Annotated in this window: 18 protein-coding genes; 13 read left to right on the top strand and 5 right to left on the bottom strand. The window is 69.8% G+C overall.

Going from position 1 to position 25,176, the window contains the following annotated elements:
• Nucleotides 1-83: 83 nt before the first annotated feature.
• Both ACSHV8_RS35500 and ACSHV8_RS35495 read right to left on the bottom strand, forming a co-directional pair.
• Nucleotides 84-3,041: a glycoside hydrolase family 3 C-terminal domain-containing protein gene (locus ACSHV8_RS35500; RefSeq protein WP_436523061.1), complete on the bottom strand. Its 2,958-nt coding sequence runs from the start codon at nucleotides 3,039-3,041 to the stop codon at nucleotides 84-86.
• Nucleotides 3,042-3,243: 202 nt separating this feature from the next.
• Nucleotides 3,244-4,350, bottom strand: a complete 1,107-nt coding sequence (locus ACSHV8_RS35495) for an ROK family transcriptional regulator (protein ID WP_436523059.1) — start codon at nucleotides 4,348-4,350, stop codon at nucleotides 3,244-3,246.
• Between the two features lie 193 nt (nucleotides 4,351-4,543).
• Here ACSHV8_RS35495 and ACSHV8_RS35490 point away from each other — a divergent pair, with 193 nt between their 5' ends.
• From ACSHV8_RS35490 to ACSHV8_RS35480, 3 genes are read left to right on the top strand one after another with little or no spacing between them, the layout of a single operon-like run.
• Nucleotides 4,544-6,202 (top strand): extracellular solute-binding protein, encoded by a 1,659-nt coding sequence (locus ACSHV8_RS35490; RefSeq protein ID WP_436523057.1) that lies wholly within the window; start codon nucleotides 4,544-4,546, stop codon nucleotides 6,200-6,202.
• 59 nt (nucleotides 6,203-6,261) lie between these two features.
• Nucleotides 6,262-7,185: an ABC transporter permease gene (locus ACSHV8_RS35485; RefSeq protein ID WP_436523055.1), complete on the top strand. Its 924-nt coding sequence runs from the start codon at nucleotides 6,262-6,264 to the stop codon at nucleotides 7,183-7,185.
• On the top strand, nucleotides 7,182-8,123 hold the full coding sequence (locus ACSHV8_RS35480) for a carbohydrate ABC transporter permease (RefSeq protein WP_436523053.1): 942 nt from the start codon (nucleotides 7,182-7,184) through the stop codon (nucleotides 8,121-8,123). The genes ACSHV8_RS35485 and ACSHV8_RS35480 overlap by 4 nt, the downstream gene beginning before the upstream one ends.
• 74 nt (nucleotides 8,124-8,197) lie before the next feature.
• On the opposite strand, the gene ACSHV8_RS35475 is transcribed toward ACSHV8_RS35480, so the two are convergent.
• A complete protein-coding gene (locus ACSHV8_RS35475; RefSeq protein WP_436523051.1) occupies nucleotides 8,198-10,330 on the bottom strand; it encodes a glycosyl hydrolase family 95 catalytic domain-containing protein in 2,133 nt (710 codons plus the stop codon).
• A gap of 45 nt (nucleotides 10,331-10,375) precedes the next feature.
• Here ACSHV8_RS35475 and ACSHV8_RS35470 point away from each other — a divergent pair, with 45 nt between their 5' ends.
• From ACSHV8_RS35470 to ACSHV8_RS35435, 8 genes are all read left to right on the top strand, one after another.
• The gene (locus tag ACSHV8_RS35470) at nucleotides 10,376-12,424 is read left to right on the top strand and encodes a beta-galactosidase (protein WP_436523049.1); all 2,049 of its coding nucleotides are present in this window, start codon (nucleotides 10,376-10,378) and stop codon (nucleotides 12,422-12,424) included.
• Nucleotides 12,425-12,806: 382 nt separating this feature from the next.
• Entirely contained in the window at nucleotides 12,807-13,748 is a 942-nt protein-coding gene (locus ACSHV8_RS35465) for an L-histidine N(alpha)-methyltransferase (RefSeq protein WP_436537070.1), read from the top strand.
• An 8-nt stretch (nucleotides 13,749-13,756) separates the two neighbouring features.
• Nucleotides 13,757-15,295 (top strand): class I SAM-dependent methyltransferase, encoded by a 1,539-nt coding sequence (locus tag ACSHV8_RS35460; protein ID WP_436523047.1) that lies wholly within the window; start codon nucleotides 13,757-13,759, stop codon nucleotides 15,293-15,295.
• Between the two features lie 124 nt (nucleotides 15,296-15,419).
• A complete protein-coding gene (locus tag ACSHV8_RS35455) occupies nucleotides 15,420-18,101 on the top strand; it encodes a hypothetical protein (protein WP_436523045.1) in 2,682 nt (893 codons plus the stop codon).
• Complete coding sequence (locus ACSHV8_RS35450) at nucleotides 18,098-18,481, top strand: hypothetical protein (protein WP_436523043.1); 384 nt, start codon at nucleotides 18,098-18,100, stop codon at nucleotides 18,479-18,481. Before ACSHV8_RS35455 ends, ACSHV8_RS35450 begins: the two co-directional genes overlap by 4 nt.
• A gap of 60 nt (nucleotides 18,482-18,541) precedes the next feature.
• A complete protein-coding gene (locus ACSHV8_RS35445; RefSeq protein WP_436523041.1) occupies nucleotides 18,542-19,132 on the top strand; it encodes an RBBP9/YdeN family alpha/beta hydrolase in 591 nt (196 codons plus the stop codon).
• A 57-nt stretch (nucleotides 19,133-19,189) separates the two neighbouring features.
• Nucleotides 19,190-21,004 carry a glycosyltransferase family 4 protein gene (locus ACSHV8_RS35440; protein ID WP_436523039.1) on the top strand — a complete coding sequence of 605 codons (1,815 nt, stop codon included), beginning with the start codon at nucleotides 19,190-19,192 and terminating at the stop codon, nucleotides 21,002-21,004.
• A gap of 10 nt (nucleotides 21,005-21,014) precedes the next feature.
• Complete coding sequence (locus ACSHV8_RS35435; protein WP_436523037.1) at nucleotides 21,015-21,572, top strand: hypothetical protein; 558 nt, start codon at nucleotides 21,015-21,017, stop codon at nucleotides 21,570-21,572.
• Here the strand turns inward: ACSHV8_RS35435 and ftrA are convergent.
• Nucleotides 21,539-22,516, bottom strand: a complete 978-nt coding sequence (ftrA, locus tag ACSHV8_RS35430; RefSeq protein ID WP_436523035.1) for a transcriptional regulator FtrA — start codon at nucleotides 22,514-22,516, stop codon at nucleotides 21,539-21,541. The genes ACSHV8_RS35435 and ftrA overlap by 34 nt on opposite strands.
• 71 nt (nucleotides 22,517-22,587) lie before the next feature.
• Between ftrA and ACSHV8_RS35425 the strand changes: the two genes are divergently transcribed.
• Nucleotides 22,588-23,010 carry a rhodanese-like domain-containing protein gene (locus ACSHV8_RS35425; protein ID WP_436523033.1) on the top strand — a complete coding sequence of 141 codons (423 nt, stop codon included), beginning with the start codon at nucleotides 22,588-22,590 and terminating at the stop codon, nucleotides 23,008-23,010.
• 165 nt (nucleotides 23,011-23,175) lie between these two features.
• Here the strand turns inward: ACSHV8_RS35425 and ACSHV8_RS35420 are convergent, their stop codons facing one another.
• Nucleotides 23,176-24,399: an FAD-binding protein gene (locus ACSHV8_RS35420; RefSeq protein WP_436523031.1), complete on the bottom strand. Its 1,224-nt coding sequence runs from the start codon at nucleotides 24,397-24,399 to the stop codon at nucleotides 23,176-23,178.
• 105 nt (nucleotides 24,400-24,504) lie between these two features.
• On the opposite strand from ACSHV8_RS35420, the gene ACSHV8_RS35415 reads away from it, so the two are divergent.
• Nucleotides 24,505-25,053, top strand: a complete 549-nt coding sequence (locus ACSHV8_RS35415) for a PadR family transcriptional regulator (RefSeq protein ID WP_436523029.1) — start codon at nucleotides 24,505-24,507, stop codon at nucleotides 25,051-25,053.
• The last annotated feature ends 123 nt before the right edge of the window (nucleotides 25,054-25,176 follow it).

Below are 25,176 nucleotides of genomic sequence, written 5' to 3'. Positions count from 1 at the left end.
AGACCCTAGATCATGCGGTGATCCCCGCGCACCGGCCTGTGGACAACCCGCCGAGGCCGCCTGTGGACAACGCCGGCACCCGGTCAGGAAAAAGCTAATGTGGCAACCGCGAGGCCGGCCCGATCGAAGAGCACGAAAAGATCGTGAACGCCACTGACCGGGCCGATCGGCGCTCGCACCGAGACGACACCGAGCCGATCGGTGACCGGCGGAATCGTGAGCGTGGCCAGGACCGGCCCGGAAAACGGATCGTCCAGGCGCAGGGTGACAGTCCCGCCGTCACCCGAGGAATCAACGGACAAGTCGGAGGAGGTGAGACCGGCCGAAACCAGCGCGGCGACCTGCTGGACGCCGCCGTCCAGATCGACATCGGCGAAGAGCGCCCACGCGTCGTCGACGACGCTGCGGAGCGCCTCGCCGGGTTCGGCGGCGATCGCCACGGGCGTGGTACCGGCGTACGCATCATTGTCGATCAACCGGAAGCCGGAGCGAACCGTGCGTGGCGGGATCACCTCGCCGCGGACGCGAAGCGTCGCGGTCAACGCCCAGTCGAGGCTGGAACCGCCCACGGCGATGGTGTGTGAGGCCTGCTCGATCACCCAGCGGGATCGAGTGACATCCCAGAACGCGAGGTCGGCGACGTCCAGGGTGAACGAGACGCGGGTTCGTTCGCCCGGGGCCAGACCGACCCGCTGGAAACCGCGCAGGCGGCGGAGCGGCTGCTTGACCCGGGAGTGCTGCTGCCGGGTGTAAAGCTGCACGACCTCGTCGCCTGGACGAGAGCCGACGTTGGTGACGTCGACGCTCACCGTGACCGTGCCGGACGGGTCTACGGCGAGCACGGTGTCGCGTGGGTCGGGCGTGCCGTTCGACGGGCCGGGGGCCGGGCTGTCGGCGGTCGCGGTGTTCGTGTTCGTGCAAGAACTGGTGGTGGCGGCGGGGGCGGGGGCGGGCCCTAGCCGGAGACTGTCATAACGGAAGTCGGTGTAACTGAGCCCATGCCCGAACGGGAACAGCGGAACCCCGCGGTAGTACAGATAGGTGGCGTCGGTAGCGACAACGTCGTAATCCAACAGCTCCGGCAACTCACTGTCATCCACATACCAGGTCTGCGTAAGACGCCCGCCCGGCTCCGCCCCGAAAAGCACGTCCGCCAGCGCCGCCCCATGCTCTTGCCCGCCGTGCGCCGACCACAGCACGGCCGGCAGGTTTTCCCGAGCCCACCCGATCGCGTACGGATAACTGCTGGTCAACACCAGCACGGTGCGGGGGTTCACGGCTTGCACGGCCCGCATCAGCGCATCTTGCCCACCGGGCAGGTCCAGATCCCGCCGGTCGATGGTTTCCCGCCCGCAGACCATCGGATGGTTCCCCAGCGCCAGCACCACCACGTCGGCTGTCGCGGCCACTGTCGCGGCTTCCGCCACCCCGTCCACCAGCACCTCGACGTCGAAGATGGTTGCCTCCGCGATGTCGTCGGTCTCGGGTCGCACCAGCCCGTCCGTTCCGGCGCGTAGCAGTTTCCCGGTCTGCAGGTGCCGAAGGGCCATCCCGTTCCCGTACGGCTCGAAGGTGAATGTTTCTTTGACCTCCCACCCGTTCGGCCCGGGTTGGTCGTTGCGCAGCCGGTCTCCGTCGTAGCCGACGTATCGGCGGTTCGTCACGGCCCGCAGCGAGATTGTTTCCTGTCCCCAGTCGAGGATGTCGAAGAGTGCGGTGTCGGGCGTCCCGTCGACCGGCTGCACGCGCAGGCCGTCGTCGGAGGCGACCAGGGTTCCGCCGGTGCCCCGCAGCGCCACCCGATCGACGCCTTCGTGGAAGAGGACTTCGGAGATGTCGGACAGGGCGGATCGCAGGCTTTTACGGTACGGCGGGGTCCCGCTGTACCAGTCCTCGAAGACCGCGTCCCCGAGCGGCCCGATGACCGCGATCCGCCCGGCCGCGGCCGGGTCCAGGGGGAGGGTCCCGTCGTTGGCGAGCAGCACGATGGAGGCGCGTGCGGCTTCCCGGGCCAGGTCGCGGTGGGCCGCGCAGTCGATCACTTCGGTCGTGGTGTTCCGGTACGGGTCTTCGTCCGGGTTGAATTCGCCGAGCCGGATCCGCACGGACAGGATGTGTCGCACGGCGGCGTCCACATCGGATTCGGTGATCAGTCCGCGTTCGAGGGCCGAGGTGAAGCGGGCGATGGTCGGCGCGGGGTTGTCGCCTTCTTCGGTGACGCAGTCGATGCCGGCGCGGAGTGCGGCCGCGAAGCCGGCCACGTGGTCGTCCTCCCAGTGCTGGTCGCCGGCGATGTTGTGGACCGCGTAGGCGTCGCCGACGACCATGACGTCTTCGACCGGCCAGCCGCGTAGCACCTCGTTGATCAGCGGGCTGACGTGGGTGGGCCGTCCGTTGATCAGGTTGTAGGAGGCCATCACTGCGACCGCGGCGCCGGATTCGAGGGCCGGGCGGAAGGCCGGTAGTTCGTATTCGTGGAGCACCCGTGGGGGCAGGTTGCTGCTGGTGAGGCAGCGGTCGGTTTCGTTGTTGTAGGCGAGGAAGTGTTTCAGGGTGGGCGCGGTTCGCAGCCATTGCGGGTGGTCGCCGCGCAGCCCTCCGGCGTACGCGGTGCTCAGTGTCCCGGTCAGCCAGGGGTCTTCGGAGAAGCCTTCCTCGTTGCGGCCCCACCGTGGGTCGCGCAGGAGGTTGACGACGGGGGCCCAGACGTTGAGGCCGACGTGGTCGGGGTCGGCGTGGTGCCGGGCGCGTACCTCGGTGCCGACGGCGGCGCCGACGCGGCGCAGCAGGTCCGGGTTCCAGCTGCTGGCGAGGCCGATCGTCTGGGGGAAGACGGTGGCCGTGCCGAGCCAGGCGACGCCGTGCAGGGCTTCGGTGCCGGTGCGGAATCCGGCCATGCCGAGCGCCGGGACGGGGGCCTGGTGCTGGTGGAGCAGGGCGATCTTCTCGGCCGTGCTGAGCCGGGCGAGCAGGTCGGAGACACGGGTGGCGAGCTTCTGCTGCGGGTCGCGAAAGACGACGCGAGAGGGGGATTCGGTCATCACAACGTGTTCCTTCGGGGCCGTGCCCGGTTGTTGGAGCGCTCCCAAAAACAGCGTCGAAGCGCTTCGACAAACGAGCGAAGAGAACCACGCGAGTGGTTTCGCGAATGTTTCGGACGAAGTTCCCTGAGGCTCGCACCCTCGTCGTGACTAGGTCAAGGTGCGGCACGCATGTTTGGTCATCGATCGTTACATCGATGAACTAGCCCACCGGTTGCGGGATCCGTCCGGTGTCGACCTGATCGAGATGGGACACGGCGCCGCCGAGAGCGGCCGCGTGCAGGCCCAATCGGGATGCCACGACGCGAGCCTGCGGGGCGTTGCCGTGCCGGGCCAACTCGGCCGTGGCGGCCGGGATGAGCCAGTCGGCCAGCGTGGCGAAATGGTCGCCGAGCACCAGCACGTCCGGGCTGACCAGGTTCGTCAGCACGGCCAGACCCTGACCGAGATAGCCGCCGGTGTGCGCCAGCGCGGCCAGGGTGGCGGCGTCGCCGGACCGGGCGCGGATGACGACCTGCTCGACGGCCGGGCCCAGGTCGGCCAGCGCGGCCGGATCAAAATCGGGCAGCGCGCGCTTCACCAGCGCCTCGATCCCGGCCTGGTCCCGCAGGGTGGGGGAGCCGGCCGGGCCGAGGGTGAAACTTCCGAGCCGGCCGCCGCGGAGAAGATTTCCGTCCAGGATCAGGCCGGCTTCCACGCCGCAAAAACTGGAGACATACGCCAGATCGCCTCCGGCATCCCCGCCGCGGCGCTGCTCGGCGACCGCGGCCAGGGCGGCGTGGTGGGCGACGGTGACGACCAGGTCCTTCTGCCGCAGCGAGCCGGCGACCAGCTCGCGCAGCTCGGGGGAGGGTGTGGCCACGGTCAGTCCGAGCAGGTGGCGGCCCTGCTGGCGCACGCGCGAGGCGGCCCGCTGGGCGAGCGCGACGACCTCGGCGTCGAGCCGGTGGGGCTCGAACGCGCGGTGCCACAACAGCAGTTGATCACCGGAGTAGTCGACGGCCAGCGCGGTCAGCTGCCCCGGCGAGATTTGGATGCCGATCGACGCGTACGCGGAACCGTCGAGGGCCAGCACGGTGGCCGGCCGGCCGATCCGGTTCCCGCTCAGGCCGGTCTCGCGCAGCAGCCGGTGCCCGATCAGGTCGCCGGTCAGGCTGGAGACCGTCGCCTTGGTCAGCCCGGTCGATGCGGCGATCGCGGCCCGCGAGCTCGGCCCGTGCGCGCGCAGATGGCGCAGCACCACGGCGAGGTTGGTGGTGCGCACGTCCGCGAAGTCGGCCGGCTGTGGTTCCGCCCGGGTGGTGGTCAAGTCAAGCTCCGCTCTCCGGTGGACCGTCCGAATCTGTGAACAATCTTGCCGCATCCCGCCGTGGGTGCGCTCCCAACTGCACCTTGTCGGGTCGCGCCGCGTCAGTTAGCTTGTCTTCGATGTCCTTAGTTTAGAGCCTAGACAAACTAAAGCCTAGAAAGACCAAAAAGTCATATAGGAAGGCAGGTGCGCCGTGGGCGCGTCTACGAACAGGCGTACTTTCCTGGGCCTGGCCGGCCTCGGCGCGGCCTCGATCGCCGGCCTCGGCGCCCTGGAGGGCTGCTCCAAGAAGCCCGGCTCGACCGGCACCGCCACCAACGCCGAGCAGGCCGCCGGCGTGGTGCCGACGTTCAAGGACTCGAACCTGGTGGCGCCGGACGTCAAGGGCATCCGCCCGATGGCCGACGGCTACGTGAAGTACCCGACGAGCCTCGTCGACGCGATCACCGACAAGGCGATCACCAGCGGGAAGCCGGTCACCGCGACCACCCCGTGGTGGGGGCCGGCCCCGCCGACCTCGAACAAGTACGTCGAGGCGGTCGGCGCCGACATGGGCGGGACGATCACGTTCAGCGTGCAGGACGGCAACACGTACGGCGACAAGCTGAACACCATGCTCGGCGCCCGCGACGTGCCGGACCTGACCTGCATCCCGGGCTGGGAGATCAGCAAGCTGGCGCGGTTCTCGGACGGCGTGCACGTGCTCTTCGAGGACCTGACGCCGTACCTGGCCGGGGACAAGGCGAGCGCGTACCCACTGCTGGCCGGCCTGGACACGGCCGCCTGGAAGGACTCGGTCTGGGGCGGCAAGCTGATGGGCGTCCCGTTCCCGACCGACTCGCCCTACCCGACCGCGCTCTTCATCCGGCAGGACGTCGCCGACCAGCGTGGCATCGCGGCGCCGACCTCGCTCGACTCGCTCTACGAGTTCGGCAAGAAGTTCACCGACCCGGACAAGGGCGAGTGGGCGTTCGGCGACATCTTCCAGGAGGTGCTGCAGATCTGCGGCAACCCCGGCTCGCAGAACGGCTGGTTCAAGGGCGCCGACGGCAAGGTTCTGCACCGGTACGAGACGCCCGAGTACAAGCGGGCCGTCGAGTGGATGGCCCGGATCTACTCCGAGAAGCTGATCCACCCCGACCTGGCCAGCAGCAAGGGCGGTGACGTGGTCACGCTCTTCAAGGGCGGGAAGATCTTCTCGTACGCGACGGGTCTGGGCTCCTGGAAGGAGACCCAGCGGGAGATGACCCGGCAGGGCAAGGGCTTCAACATGCAGGCCGTGAAGGTCTTCGGCGCGGACGCGAGCACGCCGCCAGTGCGCTGGGGCGGCACCCCGTCGATCATGTGGACCTTCATCAAGAAGGGGCTCGGCGAGGACCGGACCAAGGAGCTGCTGCGGGTGCTCAACTACACCGCGGCGCCGTTCGGCACCAAGGAGTACGAGCTGCAGAACTACGGCGTCGAGGGCACCCACTTCACCCGGGACGCGAGCGGTGCCCCGAAGACGAACGAGACCTTCACCAAGGAGTTCGCCAACCAGTTCATCTTCCTGGGCGGTCGTCCGGCCGTGGTGACCAGCGACCCCGACCTGCCGCACTACGCGCAGGACCTGGTCGGCTGGGGCAACGACGCCACCAAGTACCTGGAGAAGAACCCGTGGGAGGGCATCAAGGTCGAGGTGCCGACCGAGCAGGCGGCGATCCAGCAGCCGACCGACGACAAGATCACCGACATCCTCCGGGGGCGGCGCCCGCTCTCCGACTTCGACAAGGTCGTCTCGGAGTGGAAGGCCGGCGGCGGGGACAAGGCCCGCGACTTCTACGCCAAGGTGCTGGCGGACAACGGCCGATGAGCGCACCCTCCGTGGTGGGAACCGCAGCACAACCCCGTACCAAATCGGCGGTTTCCACAATGTCAGTCGCGGCGCGCCTGCGTCGCGACTGGCCGCTCATGCTCATGTGTGTCCCGGCGATGGTGCTGCTGGCGGTCTTCCACTACCTGCCGGCCATCGGCAACGTCATCGCGTTCCAGGACTACAACCCGTTCGCCGGCGACAGTCCGCTGCAGGCGTTCCTGTCCAGCGAGTGGATCGGGTTCGGAAACTTCCAGTACCTGTTCGAGACGCCGGCGTTCTGGGAATCGGTCCGCAACACGCTCGGGATCACCGCGTTCCAGTTGGTGTTCTACTTCCCGATCCCGATCCTGCTGGCGATGCTGATGAACAGCATCCTGTCGCCGCGGATCCGCTCGATCGTGCAGAGCGTCGTCTACCTGCCGCACTTCTTCAGCTGGGTGCTGGTCGTCTCGCTGTTCCAGATGATGCTCGGCGGCGCCGGCCTGATCGCGCAGACCGCGCGCGACGCCGGCTTCACCGCGCCGGACTTCATGACCAACCCGGACACGTTCTACTTCCTGATCACCTCGCAGGCGATCTGGAAGGACGCCGGCTGGGGCATGATCGTCTTCCTGGCCGCGCTGGCCGCCATCGACCCGAACCTCTACGAGGCGGCCGCGGCCGACGGCGCCGGCCGGTTCCGGCGTTTCTGGCACGTCACCCTGCCCGGTCTGCGCCCGGTCATCGTGCTGCTGCTGATCCTGCGCCTCGGAGACGCCCTCAACGTCGGTTTCGAGCAGTTCTACCTGCAACGCGAGGCGGTCGGGCGGGACGCGTCCGAGGTGCTCGACACCTTCGTCTACTACCAGGGCATCACGGTCCAGCAGTGGGGCGTCGGCGCGGCCGCGGGCCTGTTCAAGGCCCTGGTCGGGCTGCTGCTCATCGTGGGCGCCAACAAGGTCGCGCACAAGCTCGGCGAGCAAGGGATCTACTCCAAGTGACCACTCTCGCGGAACTGAAACCGTCCTCGAGATCACGCCGCCCGGTGTGGGAGGAGAAGCCGACCCTTATCGGTCAGCTGGGCAAGGGCACGATCCTCACTCTCGTGGTCGCCGTCGTCGTGGTCCCGCTCTGGGTCGTCCTGGTCACCAGCCTCTCCTCGACCGAGACGATCAACAACGCCGGCGGGTACGTCTTCCTCCCGCGCGAGTTCGACCCGTCCGCGTACATCGTGATCTTCTCGGGCGGTCAGGTGACCGACGCCGTGCTGGTCAGCACGCTGGTGACGGTGATCGGCACGGCGCTGAGCCTGAGCGTGACGGTGCTCGCGGCGTACGGGCTCTCCCGCACCGGAACACTGCTGCACCGGCCGATCCTCTTCTACTTCCTGCTCACCTTCCTGATCTATCCCGGCATGATCCCGAGCTACCTGGTGGTCACCGGCCTCGGGCTCAAGGACAACCTGCTCGCGCTGGTCCTGCCGGCCGCGGTGAGCGCGTTCAACCTGGTCGTGCTCCGCGCGTTCTTCATGGGCATCCCGTCCGAGCTGCTGGACAGCGCGCGCATCGACGGCGCGGGCGAGTTCCGCATCCTGTTCCGCATCGTGCTGCCCCTGTCAAAAGCGGTCACGGCGGTCGTCGGGTTGTTCTACGCGGTCGGCTACTGGAACACGTTCTTCAACGCGGTCCTCTACATCGACCGCAACGACCTGCAGCCGGTCCAGCGGGTCCTGCAGATGTTCATCCTGGCCGGTCAGTCGCCGACCAACGCGGGCGCCGGCACGGTCGTCCACCTTCCCGGCATCGGCTACAGCGCCCCGCCCAACCTCGCGATCAAGATGGCGGTCGTGGTGGTGACCCTGGTACCGGCGCTGATCATCTATCCGTTCGTGCAACGACACTTCACCAAGGGCGTGATCGTCGGCGCGATCAAAGGCTGACGCCTGCGGCGCCAAGAACTGCCGCCGGGTGGTTCCGGATCCCAGCTCCGGTTCCGCTCGGCGGTTCTCACTCTTCACGACGATTTGCGCGTACGGGCGAGCCGCAGCCGAAGCGGTGTGCCCGGCGCCAGAGCCACCGTGACCGTGCCGTCCGGCCCGGTGACGACCGCGGTGCGCGCGATCGCCGAGGTCAGGACCGCCTCCAGCGTGCCCGGCGCCCAGGTGAGATCGACCCGCACCGGGCCCCGGGCGATCAGGCCGCGCACCGATCCGGACGGCCACGCGTCCGGCAGCGCCGGCAGCAGGTGCAGGCGCGCGACACCGTCCGCGGCCACGTCCCGGCCGGCCAGCAGCATGGCGGCGACCAGGGCCGGGTAGGCGCCGGCCAGGTCCACGTTGAACATGTGGTCGCGGTTGTGGGTCGGCACCAGGTTCGGTCGCCAGTACGCCGCGGAGAGACGGGTCAGGGCCGCGTACGCCTCCTCGGCCAGCCCCAGGCGCGCGGCGGCGACGCCCAGCAGCCCCAGGCCGTACCCCATCTCGTCGGACGCCTCGCTCAGCCACCATCGCAGGCGCCGCCGCACGGTCTCGACGGCGGCCGCGCGCAGCACCGGATCGTCGAGAAGTTCCGCGTCACCGGCGTAGTACAGCGCATAGAGATGACTGCTGTGCCGGTGCTCGTGGTTGTCGTCGAAGCGCGGATCGAGCCATTCGGCCAGCTCACCGGCGTCGGTGACGCGATAGGGCGGCAACGCGTCGAGCAGGGTCCGCCAGCGTTCGGCCAGCGGATTCGCGGCGTCGAGGATCAGCAGCGCACGCAGCACGTCACCGACCGCCCGCACGTCGAGCGTCGCGTCCACGCAGGCCTGCGCGCCGGTGTTGACCGGGTGATTCTCCGGCGAATAGGACGGGCTGAACCGGGCCCGCCCGTCGGCGATCTCGGCGAAGGCGAGGTGGAACTCGGCGACCTCGCGCAGGTAGGGGAGCGCGCGGTCGTGAAGAAACGCGACATCGCCGGTGTGCTGCCAATGCTCCAGGTAGAGGCGGCCGAGCCAGGCGGCGCCGGCGGTCCAGAAGGTCAGGCACCAGACCGGCCCGAAATGGTTCTGCCGCCCGTGTGTCCCCAGGTGAGCGGGGGCGTAGAGGCCGGGCATCCCGTAGAGGCGGCGGGCGTTCTCGCGCAGATCCGCGCGGAGCGCGTCGAGCAGGTCGAACAGCGGCGGCATGAGCTCGGGCGTGCCGGTCGTGTGCACCGCGAGCAGGGCCGCCTGCAGATTGCCGTCGATGGTCCAGCCGCTGCGCCACGGCGGCGAGTACGTCCCGCTCCACACACCCTGCAGGGTCGGCGGACGCGTACCGGTGCTGCTGATGATCGCGTAGCGCCCGGCGTCGAAGAGCTGCTCGGTGCGCCGGTCGGGCAGGGTGAGACGGGTGCGGTCGAACAGGTCGCCGTGGACGGCCACGTGCTCCGCCAGCACGGCGTCAAAATCCGGCATCTCACCCAGGGCGGTTCGCCTCAGGCCCGGCGTGGTCCGGGCCGCTATGACAACCCCGCTTGCCGTACGCCATGAGCGTGCCGTGACGGTGTAGCCGTCGAGGGCGCCGGGCCAGGTCGCGTCCCGGAAACGGGCGGTCAGCACGAGGGTGCCGTGCTCCTCGGTCCGCTCGACGTCGATCGGGCGTTCCGGCGTGCCGGCGATCGGCGCCAGGGACAGGGTGCCGCCGGAGCCGGTGACCCGGATGAACAGCAGGTCGGCGGCCCGCGAGACGAACGCCTCACCGGTGACGCCGGCCCACCGCAGCCGGACCACGCCCGTCCGGAAATCGGTGTCCCGGGACCAGCCGTCGCCGGGGCGGTCGGGGGTGAACGTCAGCGTCGCCGTGCCGATGAGCGGGTCGATCCAGCGGGTGCCGGCGTACCCGGGATGTTCCGCCGTCGCGACCTCGCACACCTCGGCCGCGGCCTCGGCGAACCGGCCGTCGGCCAGCATCGTCCGCAGCCGGGGCAGCGCCGCCGCGGTCGCCGGGGCCGGCAGCGGCTCGGTCACCGGCTGGAAGACGTCCTCGTGGGCCAGGGTGAACCGCAGCGCGGCCGGAGAGCCGTAGCAGAGAGCGCCCTGACGGCCGTTCCCGGTGATCAGCGCGTGCTCCCAGTCCTCGGTGGCATCGGCCGGGAGTGCGGACAGCGGATTGACGGGATCGGTCACGATGCCTACTTTGTTTAGAGTCAAAACTAAAGTCAAGGCGGTGTGATGCTGTTCTTCGGCGGCGATTACAACCCCGAGCAGTGGCCCGAGCAGATCTGGCCCGAGGATGTCGCCCTGATGCGCCAGGCCGGCGTCACGATCGTCTCGCTCGGCGTCTTCGCCTGGTCCCACCTGGAACCGGAGGAGGGCCGCTTCGAGTTCGGCCGGCTCGACCGGATCATGGACCTCCTGCACGACGGCGGCATCAGGGTCGCCCTGGCCACCCCGACCGCCTCGCCGCCACCCTGGTTCACCCTGGCGCACCCGGAAGGGCTGCCGGTCACCGCCGACGGCGTCCGGCTGACCCACGGGAGCCGCGACACGTATTGCGTCTCCGCCCCGGCCTACCGCGCCGCCGCCCGGACCATCGCCACCGAGCTGGCCGCGCGCTACGCCCGGCATCCGGCGCTGGCGCTCTGGCACGTCCACAACGAGTACGGGACCGATTGCCGCTGCGACCTGACCGCGTCCGCGTTCCGCTCGTGGCTGGAGAAACGGCACGGTGACCTCGACGCGCTGAACGAGTCCTGGACCACGGCGTTCTGGAGCCAGCGATACTCGGACTGGGCCCAGATCATGCCGCCGCGCGCCACGCAGTATTTGCCGAACCCGGCCCACGTGCTGGACTTCCGCCGATTCCTGTCCGACGAGTTGCTGGGCGCGTTCGTCGAGCAGCGCGACCTGCTGCGCGAGGCCAACCCGGCCGTCCCGATCACGACGAACTTCGTGCAGGGCGGCTGGGTGAGCGTCGACCACGCGCGCTGGGCGTCCGAGGTGGACATCGTCGCGGTCGATCACTACCCGGCCGCGGTCGACGGCCGGGGCGAGGCCGAGACGGCCTTCGGCGGCGACCTGGCCCGCGGCTGGGCCGGTGGGGAATGGCTGCTCATGGAGACCGCGCCGAACCTGATCTACACACCGGGCCGGATGCACGCCAAGGAACCCGGCCGGCTGACCCGGCACAGCCTGAACTACGTGGCCCGGGGCTCGCGCGGCGCGATGTACTTCCAGTGGCGGCAGCCGCGGGGCGGGGCCGAGCTGTTCCACTCGGCGCTCGTGCCCCACGCCGGTCCGGACACCCCGGTCTTCCGCGAGGCGATCGGCCTCGGGAGGACCTTGAAGACCATTGCGCCGTACGCCGGTGGGGAGGTCGAGGCGCGTGTGGCGATCGGCTGGGACGCTCCTTCGTGGTGGGCGCTGCAGGGTGGGGGCCTGCCGGCCGCGGACATCGACTACCTGGCGGCCGTGCAGCAGACGCACCGCGCGCTGTACCGATCCGGCATCCCCACTGACTTCGTCTTCCCGGGCCGGACCGATTCCGGCGAGGCGTCAAGGGCCGGCGACGCGGTGGGCTCCGGCGGGGCGGCGTGGGTCGGCGGGGCGGGGCTCCGACCGTACAAAATCGTGGTTTTGACGCATTTGTTTCTGATCTCGGACGAGAGCGCGGCGGCGCTGCGGGAGTTCGTGGCGGCCGGGGGTCATCTGGTGGTCGGGCATCTCAGCGGGATCGCCGACCCGGCCGGGCGGATCCGGCTCGGGGGCTATCCCGGCGCGTTCCGCGACGTTCTCGGGGTGCGGGTGGTGGAGTGGCGGCCGCTGGCCCCGGGCACGACGATCGCGCTCGACGACGGTGAGCAGGGTGTTCGCTGGAGTGAGCGGGTCGAGACGGCCGGCGCCGAGACCGTGGTGCGGTATGCCGGGGATGTCCTGGCCGGGGCGCCGGCGATCACCCGGAACCGGTTCGGCGCCGGCGTGGCCTGGTATGTGTCGCCCGGCCTGGACGATGACGCGTTGCGACGACTGCTGGAGCGGGTGGCCGCCGAGGCCGGGGTGACCCCGCTGCTGCCCGGCCGGCCGCCGGAGGTCGAGGCGGTGCGGCGAGGCGAACTGTTGTTCCTCTTCAACCACGGTTCCGGACCGGCCGTGGTGGCATTGCCCGGTTCCGGGACGAATGCGGTGACCAAACGCGCCGTTTCCGAATCGGTGACGGTGCCGGCCGGGGGAGTGATGGTGATCAACATGCCCGATCGTGAATTCAAGTCACGGACCGGGTGATGCGGTTGTCGGCAACCTTACAGAGCGGCTAGATCGCTAATTCGGCGAGGTCAGTGCGGTTGCGGGCCGCTGTTTCCGGGTTTTTGAGCACTGGTCGGCCGAGACTGTCCTGATCGTACTTTTGGCTGATGTGGACCCCTCGATCGCAGGTGCCCCGACTGTCCGATCGGGTAATTAGTCTATTGACGTCGGTCGAATGGGTGTTGTGTCCGCCGGGCGCCGCCTGGCACTCTGGGTGCCTATGCAGCCTTGGTGACTAGCTGTAACCTGATGGTTGCGCACGGCGGCGCTCGCGGTGTCGTAGTGGATCGTCTGCGGCCGAGCCGTCACGGGAAGGCGATGCGGGATGGGCGGAGTGCGACGAAGGCCGGCCGGCTTGCCGGTGGCGCTGACCAGTGTGGACGCGAGCCGCCCACCGGCGTCGTACTTCGAGAGCGCGGACCATCGCCGTACGGTGGTCGAGGCGGTCGTCGCCGGCCACGTTCCTTTGAAGTTCGCCTATGCCGGCAGTGCCGCATTCACTCACGACCGGTATGCGAGCACCGACGACTACGCGAGCATGCTGGCTTCGGTGGCGCACGACGCCGACGTTCTCCGTTCGCTGTATCCGGAGTTGGCGGCGTTCGCGGAGATCGGCCCCGGTAACGGCCGGCGAACCGCGGCGATGCTGACCTATCTCGCCTCGCTCGGGCAGCCCGTCGGTCGATACCTGGGCCTCGATTTCAGCGCGACCCTGCTGGACATCGCCGCCGCCCGGGTGCGGGCCGGCGCCGGCCCGGACTGCTCGGTCGACACGATGGTGTGGGATGTCGAGCACTCGCCGTCGCCCGGCGTCGAGCGGTGGCGCCGCGGTGACGACCCGATCGTGCTCGGCATGGTCGGCCACACCCTCGGCAATCTCGAGGACCCGGTGGCGGCGCTGCAGAACCTCGCGGTGGCGTTGCGGCTCGGTGACATTCTATTACTGAGCGTGTTGCTGCGACGACCCGCCGAACTGATGCGTTCATCCATCGCCGCCTATCACAGCCAAGAATTCCGGTGTGCCGCTCTGGAGCCGCTGCTGGCCGCTGGGCTGCGTTCTGCTGATCTCGAATTCGAGGTCGACTATCACGATGACGCGTTCATCGGGCGGGTGACTCTCTTGCGGGACGTGCGGCTGGACGATAAACCTCTCCCGCACGGTTATCAATTCCGTTGCTTCCTGTCCCGCCGGTTCGATGCCGATGAAGTCGTGCAGATGGTCGAGAAGGCGGGATGGTCAATTTGCCGGACCGCTATTGATTGGGACAGCGATCATATGACTGTTGTCGCCTCGCGTGGGTAGGAGCGCAGATGTTGCCTGACGGGAAAATCGACTCGTACCGGCGCTTCGGGGGATCTCCGGCCGCCGTGGAGATGATCGAACATGCTCGGCAGGCCTGCGTCATGCACCGGGTCTCGTTCGAGGGCACCGATCCGCACAGCGTCCGCGTGCCGATGGACGCGGTCGAGGAACTGGTGCAGTGCCTCAGCAGCACCGTGCAGCACAAGGTGCAGCAGATCGTGCCGCTGAGCCCGAGCCAGCCGGCCGGCAACCTGTTCTCCGGGATGATCTGGCAGCAGCTGGCCCAGCGGTGCCACGTCGAGCGCTACTACCTGGTGCCCTCCGGCGACGAGACCGAGCTGCGGGCCTCGCACCTGATCGACGCCGACAAGGAGCACCAGCTCCGGTCCCATCCGGTGACCGTCACCGGCTGGGACCGGCTGTCGCAGATCCCGATGAACACGGTCTGGCTGATCGACGACAGCGTGGTCGTGAAGCAGGAGTTCAGCGGCAACGGGAGCGCGTCCTGGCTGGTCAGCGGCCGGAAGTCGGAGATCGCGGACGCGCAGCGGCTGATGCGCGCGGTGCTCGCCCGCCTCAAGGCGACGGCCGCCTCGCCTCGCCCGGCGCCGGAGATGACCGGCTGGTTGCTGGAGTCGGCCCCGATGATCCGGTCGGCCGCACAGCTCTCCTGCACTTCGAGCCGCTATCTCGGTGACGGCAACTGCGCCTGGTATCACGGCGCCTGGCAGTACCTTCGGCTGTTCGACATGGTGAGCAGCCCGAATTGGCACGCCGACTTCTACGCCTCGGCGTTGCGGGACGCCATTCACGGGCGCGGCGCGCGGAAAGTGCTGATCAGCGGCACCGCCGACTACACGACGCTGGCCTTCGTGCTGGACGCGGCCAAGAGCGCGGACGGGAAGATCCCCAAGGATCTCGAAGTGCACGTCCTCGACCTGTGCGAGACGCCGCTGGGGGCGAACCGGTGGTACGCGCGGCGCTGGGGCCAGCGGATCATGACGCATCAGGCCGACGTCACCGAGCAGCGTGACCTGGCCGCGGCCGGACTGCCGGTCGACGGCGAGTTCGACCTGATCGTGGCCGACGCCTTCTTGACCCGATTCGCCCGTAATGAATCGCAAAAGGTATTGAATAGTTGGTTTCATCTTCTCCGGCCCGGCGGCGCGGTTCTTACCACCGTTCGGCTGCACCCGGGAAATGATTACCGGGCTACTGACGAGTTCGAGATCGAATGGGACTCGTCGCGCCGGGTCGCCGCCGCTACCGATGATTTCGAGCTGCGTCTCCGCGAGCGTGCCGCGGGGTGGCGCGGTATGCTGACGATCGACTTGGACGATCTTTCTGGTTCCGCCCGGCAATACGCGCAGAAAATGACTAGTCACGATCTGGGTGACGCCCGAGATGTCACCACGGCATTTGAAGATCAAGAATTCGAGATAGTCCAGCACGGTGCGGGCCGCGTGCCCGGTGAATTGATCGGTACCGAGTACCTGAGGGTTCTCGCCCGCCGACCGAGCCGCACGGCTGGAGCCCCCCAGGCTTGACACCGGCGTTCCCTCGACGGCGGTGGCCGGCCCACCGCAGTGAAGGGAGCCAGCGTCGGTGCCCGTCGTCGCTTCTGGGTGGGCTGCGCTTGAAAACCTGGGGTCGAGTGGGAACTCGCGGGAGGTGCTGGCGGCCGCCCGGGACGACCTGCAGAACCTGCGCCGGTCGATAGCCGACACGCACGATCCGGCCCTGTCCATCACCAAAATCTCGCCCGACTTCGTCGACGAACCTCAGCTGGTGGTCGAGGTGGCCGGCGCTCCGGACCAGGCCCGGGAAGTCCGGATCAGTGTTCCGGTGCTGCGCCGCGCACTGGAGAAGCAGATCGACCCGCTGGGGCTGCTGGCCTACGCGCTGATGAGCCCGGAGCCGCTGCCGGTCACCTGGCGTCCGAAACCGATCGGCCAGGCGCTGGCGCCGACCCTTGAGCAGTGGCGGCAGAGCCACCAGCGGATCTACCGGCTGACCCCGGCCGCCGACCAGGTCCAGCGCGCCCTCAAGTTCGGCAAGGACATCCTCGTCGTCGGGGATCCCGGCTCCGGCCGGTCCGCGCTCGCGGCGAACTTCGCCCACCAGGCCGAGATCAATGAGCGCGGCGTCATCTGGCTGAACTTCACCGACCCGGACGACGGGCCGGAATCGGTCCTGGTGACCCTGTTCCAGGCGGCCCGGAACGACTCCTTCCTCCTGGTCATCGACGACATGCAGGCGAATCTGCCGGTGCTGAAGGCACTGTTCGGCTGCATCCGTACGCTGCGCGAGGATTTCGGTCTGACGATCCAGGTGCTGGCGACCAGCTGGCGGGCCATGACGGACCTGCTCGACCAGGGCGAGTCCGCGATCACGCTGCAGACGATCGGCATCGACGGCGCGGACACCATCACGCTGATGCTCGACGAGCACAACGGGGAGTTCAGTGAGGAGGTCCGCCGCGACATCCGCGATCTCGCCGACGGCGACGTGCACACCGCGGCCTCGGCCATCGAGTTCCGGGTGCACAACGCGCGCGTGCCGAGCGAGGCCGAGCTGCAGGAGCAGTACACGGCGAACGTCGCCCCCGGCCGGCAGCGGGCGGCGCTCTACCACCTGGCCAGCCTGGGCTTCTTCGGCGAGTCGTTGCCCGAGGGCGAGGCCCGGTCCCTGTTCGGCGACGAGGTGGAGGCCTTCCAGCGTCGTGGTGTGGTACACCGGACCGACGACGCCTTCACGCTCGGCCCGCGCCGCCGCGCCGGGTTGATCATCCGGTACGCGCTGGAGCACTGGATCGAGGCCCAGGGCCCGGAGAACCGGCCCGAGAACATCGTCTGGCAGCACCTCCAGGCCGGTGGGGACGCCCGCCTCAAGGCGACGCTGAGCCGGATCGACCACTTCCGGTCGCCCGGCCGGCTCCGGGTGGAGTCCCTGTATCTCAAGTTGAGCCGGGAGATGCTGGAGTATCTCCGGTTCTGGCTGGAGCAGAGCACCGAGGAGGACCCGGCCTGGGGCGACAACCTCGGCGCCGCGGTCTTCGCCGCCATGGCGCTGACCCGGCTGCACCGGGACGAGGAGTGGCTGAGGATCGCCACCAAGATCCGCGAGCGGTGGCGGTACGACGACCCGGCGCAGCTGACGCTGGAGCCGATCGGCGCCAACACCGAGGACTTCGCGGACTTCGAGGAGATCGCCGAGCAGATGCGGGGCGAGGACGAGCTCTACGGCAAGGCGGGCCACCCGAGCGGCATGTCCTGGCAGGAGTTCGACGCCGAGAAGGAGAAGGCCTACCGCAACTGGGCGCTCGGTCTGCTGCTCGGGCTGGAGGGCACGGCCCCGCTGCAGTACCGGGACGACAACCGGATCCAGCATCTGGTCCGGATGGCCGCCCGGGCGCAGCAGCGGCGCGGTCACTTCTTCCCGGCCCGGGTTCCCTGGGTGACGGCCCGGATCGTGCAGGGGCTCTGCTCCGCGGTGATCCGGCCCCGGGACAACGAGACCGTGCGTCGCGCGAGCAACTGGCTGCTGAGCCAGGTCGACGACAAGTCGCACTGGTGGCGCAGCGGAACGGGGTCGTGGAACACCGACGAGCTGGCCACGTCGATGGCCCTGACCGCGCTGGTGCTCAGCGGCCACCGCGACGAGCCCAAGGTGGAGAAGGCGCTGACCTGGCTGCGCAGCCGGGAGGGCCAGTGGACCTCACGGAACCGGGAGATCGATCTCGCGCTGGTCCTCGAGACGCTGCGGCTGTGCACCGAGGACTCGGTGCACCCGCACCTGACGACCCTGCTGGAGCGGGCCAATCAGGAGCTGGAGTCCAGCCGGGACGTGTCCCTGGACCGGCCGGAGGAACGGCTGCGCCTGCCGTTCATCACGGCGCAGCTGGCCGACATCGTCGAGCGGACGGTGTTCGCGAAGTACCTGGACATCCTCCGTGACATGATCCCGTCGCCCGAGTCGGATCCGGTGCGGCCGGCGACGAATCCGCCGGCCGGCGCCGCCGCCGAGCCGGTCACGCCGTTCACCCCGCCCCGGCGAGGAATGAACGAGCACGACCTTCAGATGTGGCGGGCCGCCGTCAGCCAGTTGCAGGGCGAGCTGGCCGAGCAGATCAAGAAGCGCAGCCGCGAGGGGGTCGCGCACAGCGCCCGGGTCCAGGAGAAACTCGAGGCGTTCATCCGGCACCGCACGAGAGTGCAGGATCTCTACCGGAATTTCGACGAGCACACCCCGCCGGCCGTCCTCGAGGAGATCGACGAGATCGGCCGGGAAGTGTGTGGGCGGGCCTGGCCGGAACCGCCCTTCCCAGAGTCCGACGCGGATGAGGCGGAATGAAGATGATGATGCTCCCGGCGTCCTCCTCGCTGAACTTCCTGGCCGGGATATTCGCCGGTGCCGGGATCAACCTGGTCACCTCGATCGCCACCGGTCCCGAGGGCGACGTCTCGACCGGGAAAGTCGTGCTGGACTCGGCGTTCTGGGTGCTCACGGCCGCGTTCCTGACCTGGGCGGCCCAGGTGCTGCAGAACGGCGAGCGGGACGCCGACCTGGACATCGACCGGGACTTCAGCGAGGCCGAGAAGCAGGACATCCGGCAGCTGAATCAACGCCGGGCGCTGCGCCAGGCCCTGCTGCCGCTGGTGCTCACCGGCGCCTCGTTCTTCGTCTCGCTGCTGCTCCTGCCGCGTCTCGTCCGATGGAGTGACTGGTTCTAACCATGTACCCGTGCGGTCGTTGACCGAGAGCGACGGCGCGACAGCTCGCGAGGGGATGCCATGGCCACCACGCCACACCGCTTTCTGGTCCTGCACGGCTGGCAGAACCGGCAGCCGGCGGGCCACTGGCAGCGCCTTCTCGCCGAGGACCTGGCCGCCGACGGTCATCAGGTGGACTACCCGCAACTGCCCGATCCGGACGCCCCGGCCCTCAAGGACTGGCTCGGCGTGATCGAGAGGCTCCTCGCCCCGTCGGCCGGCGCCCGCCCGGTGGTGATCGCCCACAGCCTCTCGTGCATGGCCTGGATGCATCTCGCGACCCAGGGCAGCGTGCACCTGCCGGTCGAGCGGGTGCTGCTGGTCGCCCCGCCCAGCCTGGACTTCCTGGCCGGGACCGACGAGATCCGGGAGTTCCAGCCGCCCGCCGGGGCCCATCACGCGGTCCGGTCGACGTCGATGCGGGCCCCCCGGCTGGTGTGCGGGGACGACGATCCGTACTGCTCGCCGCCGGCCCATCGGGTCTACCCGGGCGCGTTCGACGTCGACCTGATCCCGGGCGCCGGTCACCTCGACATGGTCGCCGGTTACGGGACGTGGCGGTCGGTGCGGAAATGGTGCGACGATCCCGGTGTGCGCCTCACCGCGGACTGATCCAAACCTGTCGTTCGACTGTGCTCCGGCTGTGCGTCACCGGACTAGCATTCGAACATGGACGGAACGCTGCGGGATCTGACCTCGGCTCTTGTTCAGCAGGACCTGCCGACGGTCACCCGGCTGATCGACGACCTGCGGCTGGAGATCGCCGAGCACCTTCACGGCCGGGTCGACGAGGGACGGTCGCAGGGCCGGCAGCACCCCCGTCCGTACATCAATGTGCCGGAGGCCGGGGGAAAGACGAAGACCCTGGCCGTGTACGTGTGCTCCGGCACCGCCGACACGGTCGGGCACGAGATCCACACCCCGGTGAGCCCGTCCCCGGGTGCCCGCTCGGCGCTGGTCGTGGTGATCGGCGGGTGGACGACCGATGACGGCATGCCGGAGAGAGTGGACGGTTTCGAGGTGACCCTCGTCGGCCCGGTCGAAGGGCGGGACGAGTGGCGCCTGCGGGACGACTCCGGCCGGCTTCGTGACACCACGACGCTGCGCGCGGGTCTGGACCGCATCCGATCAGGTTCGCTGCCGGAGCTGGTCGTTCCCGAGGCCGAGCCGGTCGTTCCCGAGGCCGTGACCGCGCCGATGCCGCCGGTCGTCACCGTCGTGACCGATCGGCCGAGCGAGCCGGCCGTGGCCGTGCCGAGCTTTCTGCTGGTGGCCGACGAGTGGGAGTCGCGGCACGGCGGCATCTCGACGTTCAACCGGGAGTTCGCGGTCGCCCTGCGGACCGCCGGCGCGGACGTCCGGGTGCTGGTGCCGGAGGTCTCCGAGTCCGAGCGGGACGCGGCCGAGCAGGCCGACGTCACCCTGATCGGGTCGACCCCGGCTCTCGGTCTGTCCGGGAAGGATCTGTTGCTGACCAAGCCGCCCTTCGCCGGTGACGACTACCGCCCGGATGTGATCGTCGGGCACGGCCGGTTGCTGGGGCCGTACGCGGAGGTTCTCCGACGCGACTACTTCCCGGCGGCACGGCGGCTGCACATCGTGCACACCGACGCCGAGTCGCTGGAAGTCGCCAAGGAGTGGCCGGGCGACGAGTCGCGGATGGAGATCGCCGGGCAGCGCACCCAGGACGAGATCGACCTGGCCGGCACCGCCGACCTGGTGGCCGGGGTGGGCCCGTGGCTGAGCGACGCCATCGCGGACGACCTGCTGGGACAGTCGGCGGCGCCGCCGGTGTTCCGGCTGACGCCCGGCCTGCGGGTCACCGACAACTCGGTCGTGAAGCCGCCGAGCCGGCGCGAGGTCCTGCTGATCGGCCGGGCCGAGGATTTCCGGTCGAAGGGGATCGACATCGCGGTGCAGGCGGTGGAGATCGCCGTCAAGCTGGTGTCCGGTGGACCCTCCTACCGGCCGACGCTGGTCATCCGGGGCGTCCCGAAGAGCGACGCCCAAAAAGTCAAGGACCACCTGGACGAGCTCTCGACCCGAGGCTTCAAAGCGGTCATGCGGGAGTTCCGGCCGGACGAGAAGACCCTGTGGGAGGATCTCCGCAAGGCCCGCGTCGTGATCATGCCGTCCCGGCACGAGGGTTTCGGCCTGGCCGCCTACGAGGCGATCGCCGCCACCGTGCCGGTGCTGATCACCGCCGAGAGCGGTCTGGCCCACCTGCTCCGCGAGTTGAAGATCGAGGACGGGGACCGATCCCAGCCGCGGGAGATCGTCTCCATGGACGGCACCGACGAGGAGATCGCCCAGCGGTGGGGTGAGGAGATCGCCCGGGTGCTGCTCGACCCGGCCGGCTCGGTCACCCGGGCGGCCGACCTGCGGGCCCAGATCAACGCGAAGGTCAGCTGGGCGGCCACCGTCGCCGAACTGTTCGAGACGCTGGGCCGGCTCCCGGCGCAACGTCCTGGCGGTGGTGCGTGACACTGGGCGGGTGACTGAGACGAGCCCGGCCGAACCGATCACCGCCCCGCGCCGACGACGGCCGATCGTGATCGCGGCCGGCGTGGTCGTCGTCGTCCTGGTGGCGCTGGTCGCCTGGATCTCGACCCGGCCGTCCTCGCCGACCGCGGCGCGGGACACGGCGTTGCAGGGCGTTCTGGCGTACGGCGGCCCGGACGGCTGGGAGCTGGGTCAGGACCCGGCGGTGATCGACGTCGACGGTGCCCGGTGGACCCAGCAGGACGGGCATCCGGTCATGCTCGCCGAGGACAGTTTCACCCTGGTCTGGTCGACCTCCCCGGCCACCCCGCAGGCCTGCGCGACCCTGGCCACCTGGGCCGGGAAACGCCTGGCGGCCGAGGCCGGGGCCGACGTGACCGACTCCTGCCCGGGAGCGCTGGCCGACAAATCGGGCGAGGAGAGGATCGTCAGCAGCTACGCCACCGATCCGGGCGAGCACGGGCAATACCTGTTCGTCGCGCGGATCGGGGCGGACACCCTTTACGCCGACCTGACCTACCGCGGGCCGGCGCCGAACGCCCGGCGATAGGCCGACGGCGACGTCCGCATCGACTGCGTGAAGTGGTGGCGGAACGTCACCGGCGAGTCGAAACCGACCGCGGACGCCACCGCCTCGACCGGGGTCGCCGTGGTCTCCAGCAGGGCCAGGCTGGCGTGCACGCGCTGGCCGATCAGCCAGCGGATCGGCGTGGTGCCGGTGGCCCGGGCGAAATGCCGCAGATAGGTACGCCCGGACATGTGCGCGCGCCGGGCCAGCACCTCGACCGTGATCGGCTCGGCCAGGTGGCCCAGCGCCCACTCCATGCTCCGGGCCAGCCGGTCGTCGGCCGGGTCGTCGGCCACCGGCGCCTCGATGAACTGGGCCTGACCGCCGTCCCGGTGCGGCTGAACGACCAGGCGGCGGGCGACCGCGTTGGCGATGGCCGGCCCGTGGTCGCGGCGGATCACGTGCAGGCACAGATCCAGGCCGGCGGCGCTGCCGGCGCTGGTCAGGACGTCGCCGTCGTCGAGATAGAGGACGTCGGCGTCGACCTCGACGGACGGGTGGCGGGCGCGCAGGGTCTCCGCGTACCGCCAATGGGTGGTCGCGCGGCGGCCGTCGAGCAGGCCGGCGCCGGCCAGCGCGAACGCGCCCGAGCAGATCGACATGATCCGGGCGCCCCGGGCGTGGGCCGAGCGCAGCGCGGTGACCAGGGCGGGAGACGGATCGGCGCGGACGTCGGGCACCCCGGGGACGATCACCGTCTGCCCGGCCGCGAACGTGTCCAGGCCGTGCTCGGTGTGCAGGGACGCGCCGCCGATCACCCGGACCGGGCCGGGGGACTCGGCGCAGACGGTCAACTCGTACCACGGGCGGTCGAACTCGGGGCGGGGCAGGCCGAACACCTCGGTGACGATGCCGAGCTCGAAGACGGACATGCCGTCGTACGCCAGAACCGTCACCGACGGCCCGCGCCGCCCGATCGTCAGCATGGCGAAATATTAGCGGTGGATGGCATCAGCGCCACTGGGGCCAGGGCCTGAAGGGCGGCACGATCAAGGGCATGAGCAGCGCGATCGAACACTTCAGCAACCGGCTCCGCTTCGAGACCGACGTCAGTGACGTGCACGCCGACCTGGAAGCCGGCACGCCCGGCGTGGTCGTCGTCGACTCGCGGAGCGACGAGTCGTGGCGGCAGGGACACCTCCCGCACGCGGTCCACCTGCCGACCCGGGCGATCGCCGGGCGGGCGGCCGAGCTGATCCCGGCCGGGACCGCGGTGATCACCTACTGCTGGGGCCCGGGCTGCAACGGGGCGACCCGGGCGGCGCTGGAGTTCGCCAAGCTGGGCTACCCGGTCAAGGAGATGATCGGCGGGTACGAGTACTGGGTCCGCGAGGGTTTCCCGGTGCGCGACGAGAAGGGCGAGTGGTCCCGCCCGGCCGACGAACTGACCGCCCCCGCCGGCGCCGCCTGCGGCTGCTGACCCCGACCGAGCCGTGAGCACCAGCCGGACGGCCGCAGCTGGCGTTCAGGGCTGTCCCGGGCGGGTTGAGGCAGCCGTGAGCGCCAGCCGGACGGCCGCAGCTGGCGTTCAGGGCTGTTTCGGGCGGGTTGGGGCAGCCGTGAGCGCCAGCTGGGAGGGTGGGGGTCAGCTGAGGAGGCGGTCGAGGAAGTCGTTGCGGAACTTGGCGGTGGGGTCGAAGCGCTGGACCAGCGCCGAGAACTCGGCCGCCCGGGGCAGCTCGGGCGCGCTGGTGAAGATCTTGCCGAGGTGCGGGCGGGCGCCCAGCGGGGCGAGCACCTTCTCCACGTCGGCGACGACCGGCAGCACCGCCTCGGTGTCGGCGATCCAGGTGAAGTGCAGGGCCAGACTGTCCCGCTCGTGGTTGGGCGACAGCCAGAGGTCGTCGGCGGCGATCGTCCGTACCTCGGAAACCTGAAGGACGGCGGCGACCCGCTCGCGGACCTGGGCCACCGCATCGATCGCGTCGCCGGCCCGGTCGAGCGGTACGTGGAACTCGGACTGCAGTTCCTCGCCGCTGCTGGGGGTGAACTCCATCCGGAAGTGCGGCAGGCGCTCGTGCCAGGGGCCGGGCACGCCGCCCTGCTGGGTGCAGTTCCCGGTGGGCATGCCGGGCACCGGGTGGCGCGGGCCGTCGGCGAGCGTGGCGCCGTGGAACGTCGGCGCGGTCATCGGGTCGAGCCGCTTGAGCCAGACCTGGTCGACGTCCGCGCTCGTCCAGCGGGTGAACAGGCTGACGCTGTAGCCGTCGGCCAGGATCGCGGGCAGGTCGGAGCGGACCGACGCGGCGGGCAGGTTCTCGTAGACGTACTGCCGCAGCTCGAACGCGGGCTGCACGTCCAGGGTCAGGGCGACCACCGCGCCCAGGGCGCCGAGCGCGGCCACCGAGCCGGGGAAGTCGGTGTCGCCGCGGGACACGGTGACCAGCTCGCCGTCGGCCCGGATGATCTCGACGGCGGCGACCGCGGTGGCCAGGTTGCCGTTGCCGACCCCGGAGCCGTGGGTGGCGGTGGCGACCGCGCCGGCCACCGAGATGTGCGGCAGCGACGCCATGTTGTGCAGGGCGAGGCCCTCGGCGTGCAGGCGGGTGGCGAGGTCGCCGTACCGGATGCCGCCGTCGACCCGGACGGTCCGCCGGTCGGGGGCGATCTCGACGGTCCGGGGCAGCCCGGCCAGCGAGAGCAGATCGCCGTCGGTGTCGGCCAGGCGGTTGAACGAGTGCCCGCTGCCGAGCACGCGCAGCTTCGTGGCGGCCGTGATCAGCTCACGGGCCTCGTCGAGCGAGCGCGGGCGCAGGACCCGCCGGGCGCCGAAGGTGATGTTGCCGGCCCAGTTCGTCAGTGGTTCCACCCCCATCACCCTACGGGCGTACACCAGTCGGCCATTCGGGGTCGTTCCGGAGATCAAGGTCAATTTTGGGTTGTCTCTAGGTGTATACGCCCATAACGTTGTTCCATGCCGCTGGATGCCTCACGGAACAGTCTGGTGCTGCCGATCCTCGGGTTCCTCGGGGAGCGGCCGGCGCACGCCTACGATCTGGCGACCCGCCTCCGGGGGCGGTACGCGCACTTGAGCGCGACCCGCAGCACGGTGACCACCCTGCTCAAGTCCCTGCACCGGGACGGCCTGGTCGAGGCCCGGGAGCCCGGCCAGGTGGGCAACCGCCCGCCCCGGACGGAGTACGAGTTGACCGGCCCCGGTATCGCCTGCTTCCGGGCGAAGGTGGAGTCCGGCCTGCGGGACACCCCGGTCGCGTCGGTGGATTTCGCGCTGGCCGTCGCCTACCTGGGCAGTCTCCCGGCCGATCGGGCGGTTGCGTTGCTCTCGGCGCGGGCCGAGCGCCTGGCCGGGGAGCAGGCGGCGTTGCCGGACGGGTCGGTTGCGATGACCGAGCTGGACACGTTGGAGCACGCCTACTGGCACGGGCTGGTCGCGGCCGAGCTGGCCTGGATCGCCACCCTGCTGACGAGGATCCGCTCGGCCGAGCTCGCCTGGGCCGCCTGAAAACGTTCGACGACGCCGCGGCCCGCGGAGCTCCCCAACGCGAAAAGGGCCATAAATCGACGATGTCCGACATTGTGGATTTCAGGGATCTGTAACGCTCCCCGGGTTTATGGTCGGGTCGAT

The organism is Actinoplanes sp. HUAS TT8, from assembly GCF_051380535.1.
Lineage (GTDB): Bacteria > Actinomycetota > Actinomycetes > Mycobacteriales > Micromonosporaceae > Actinoplanes.
The sequence above is the reverse complement of the archived record's forward strand: the minus strand, read 5'-3'. Positions and strand labels throughout refer to the sequence as shown.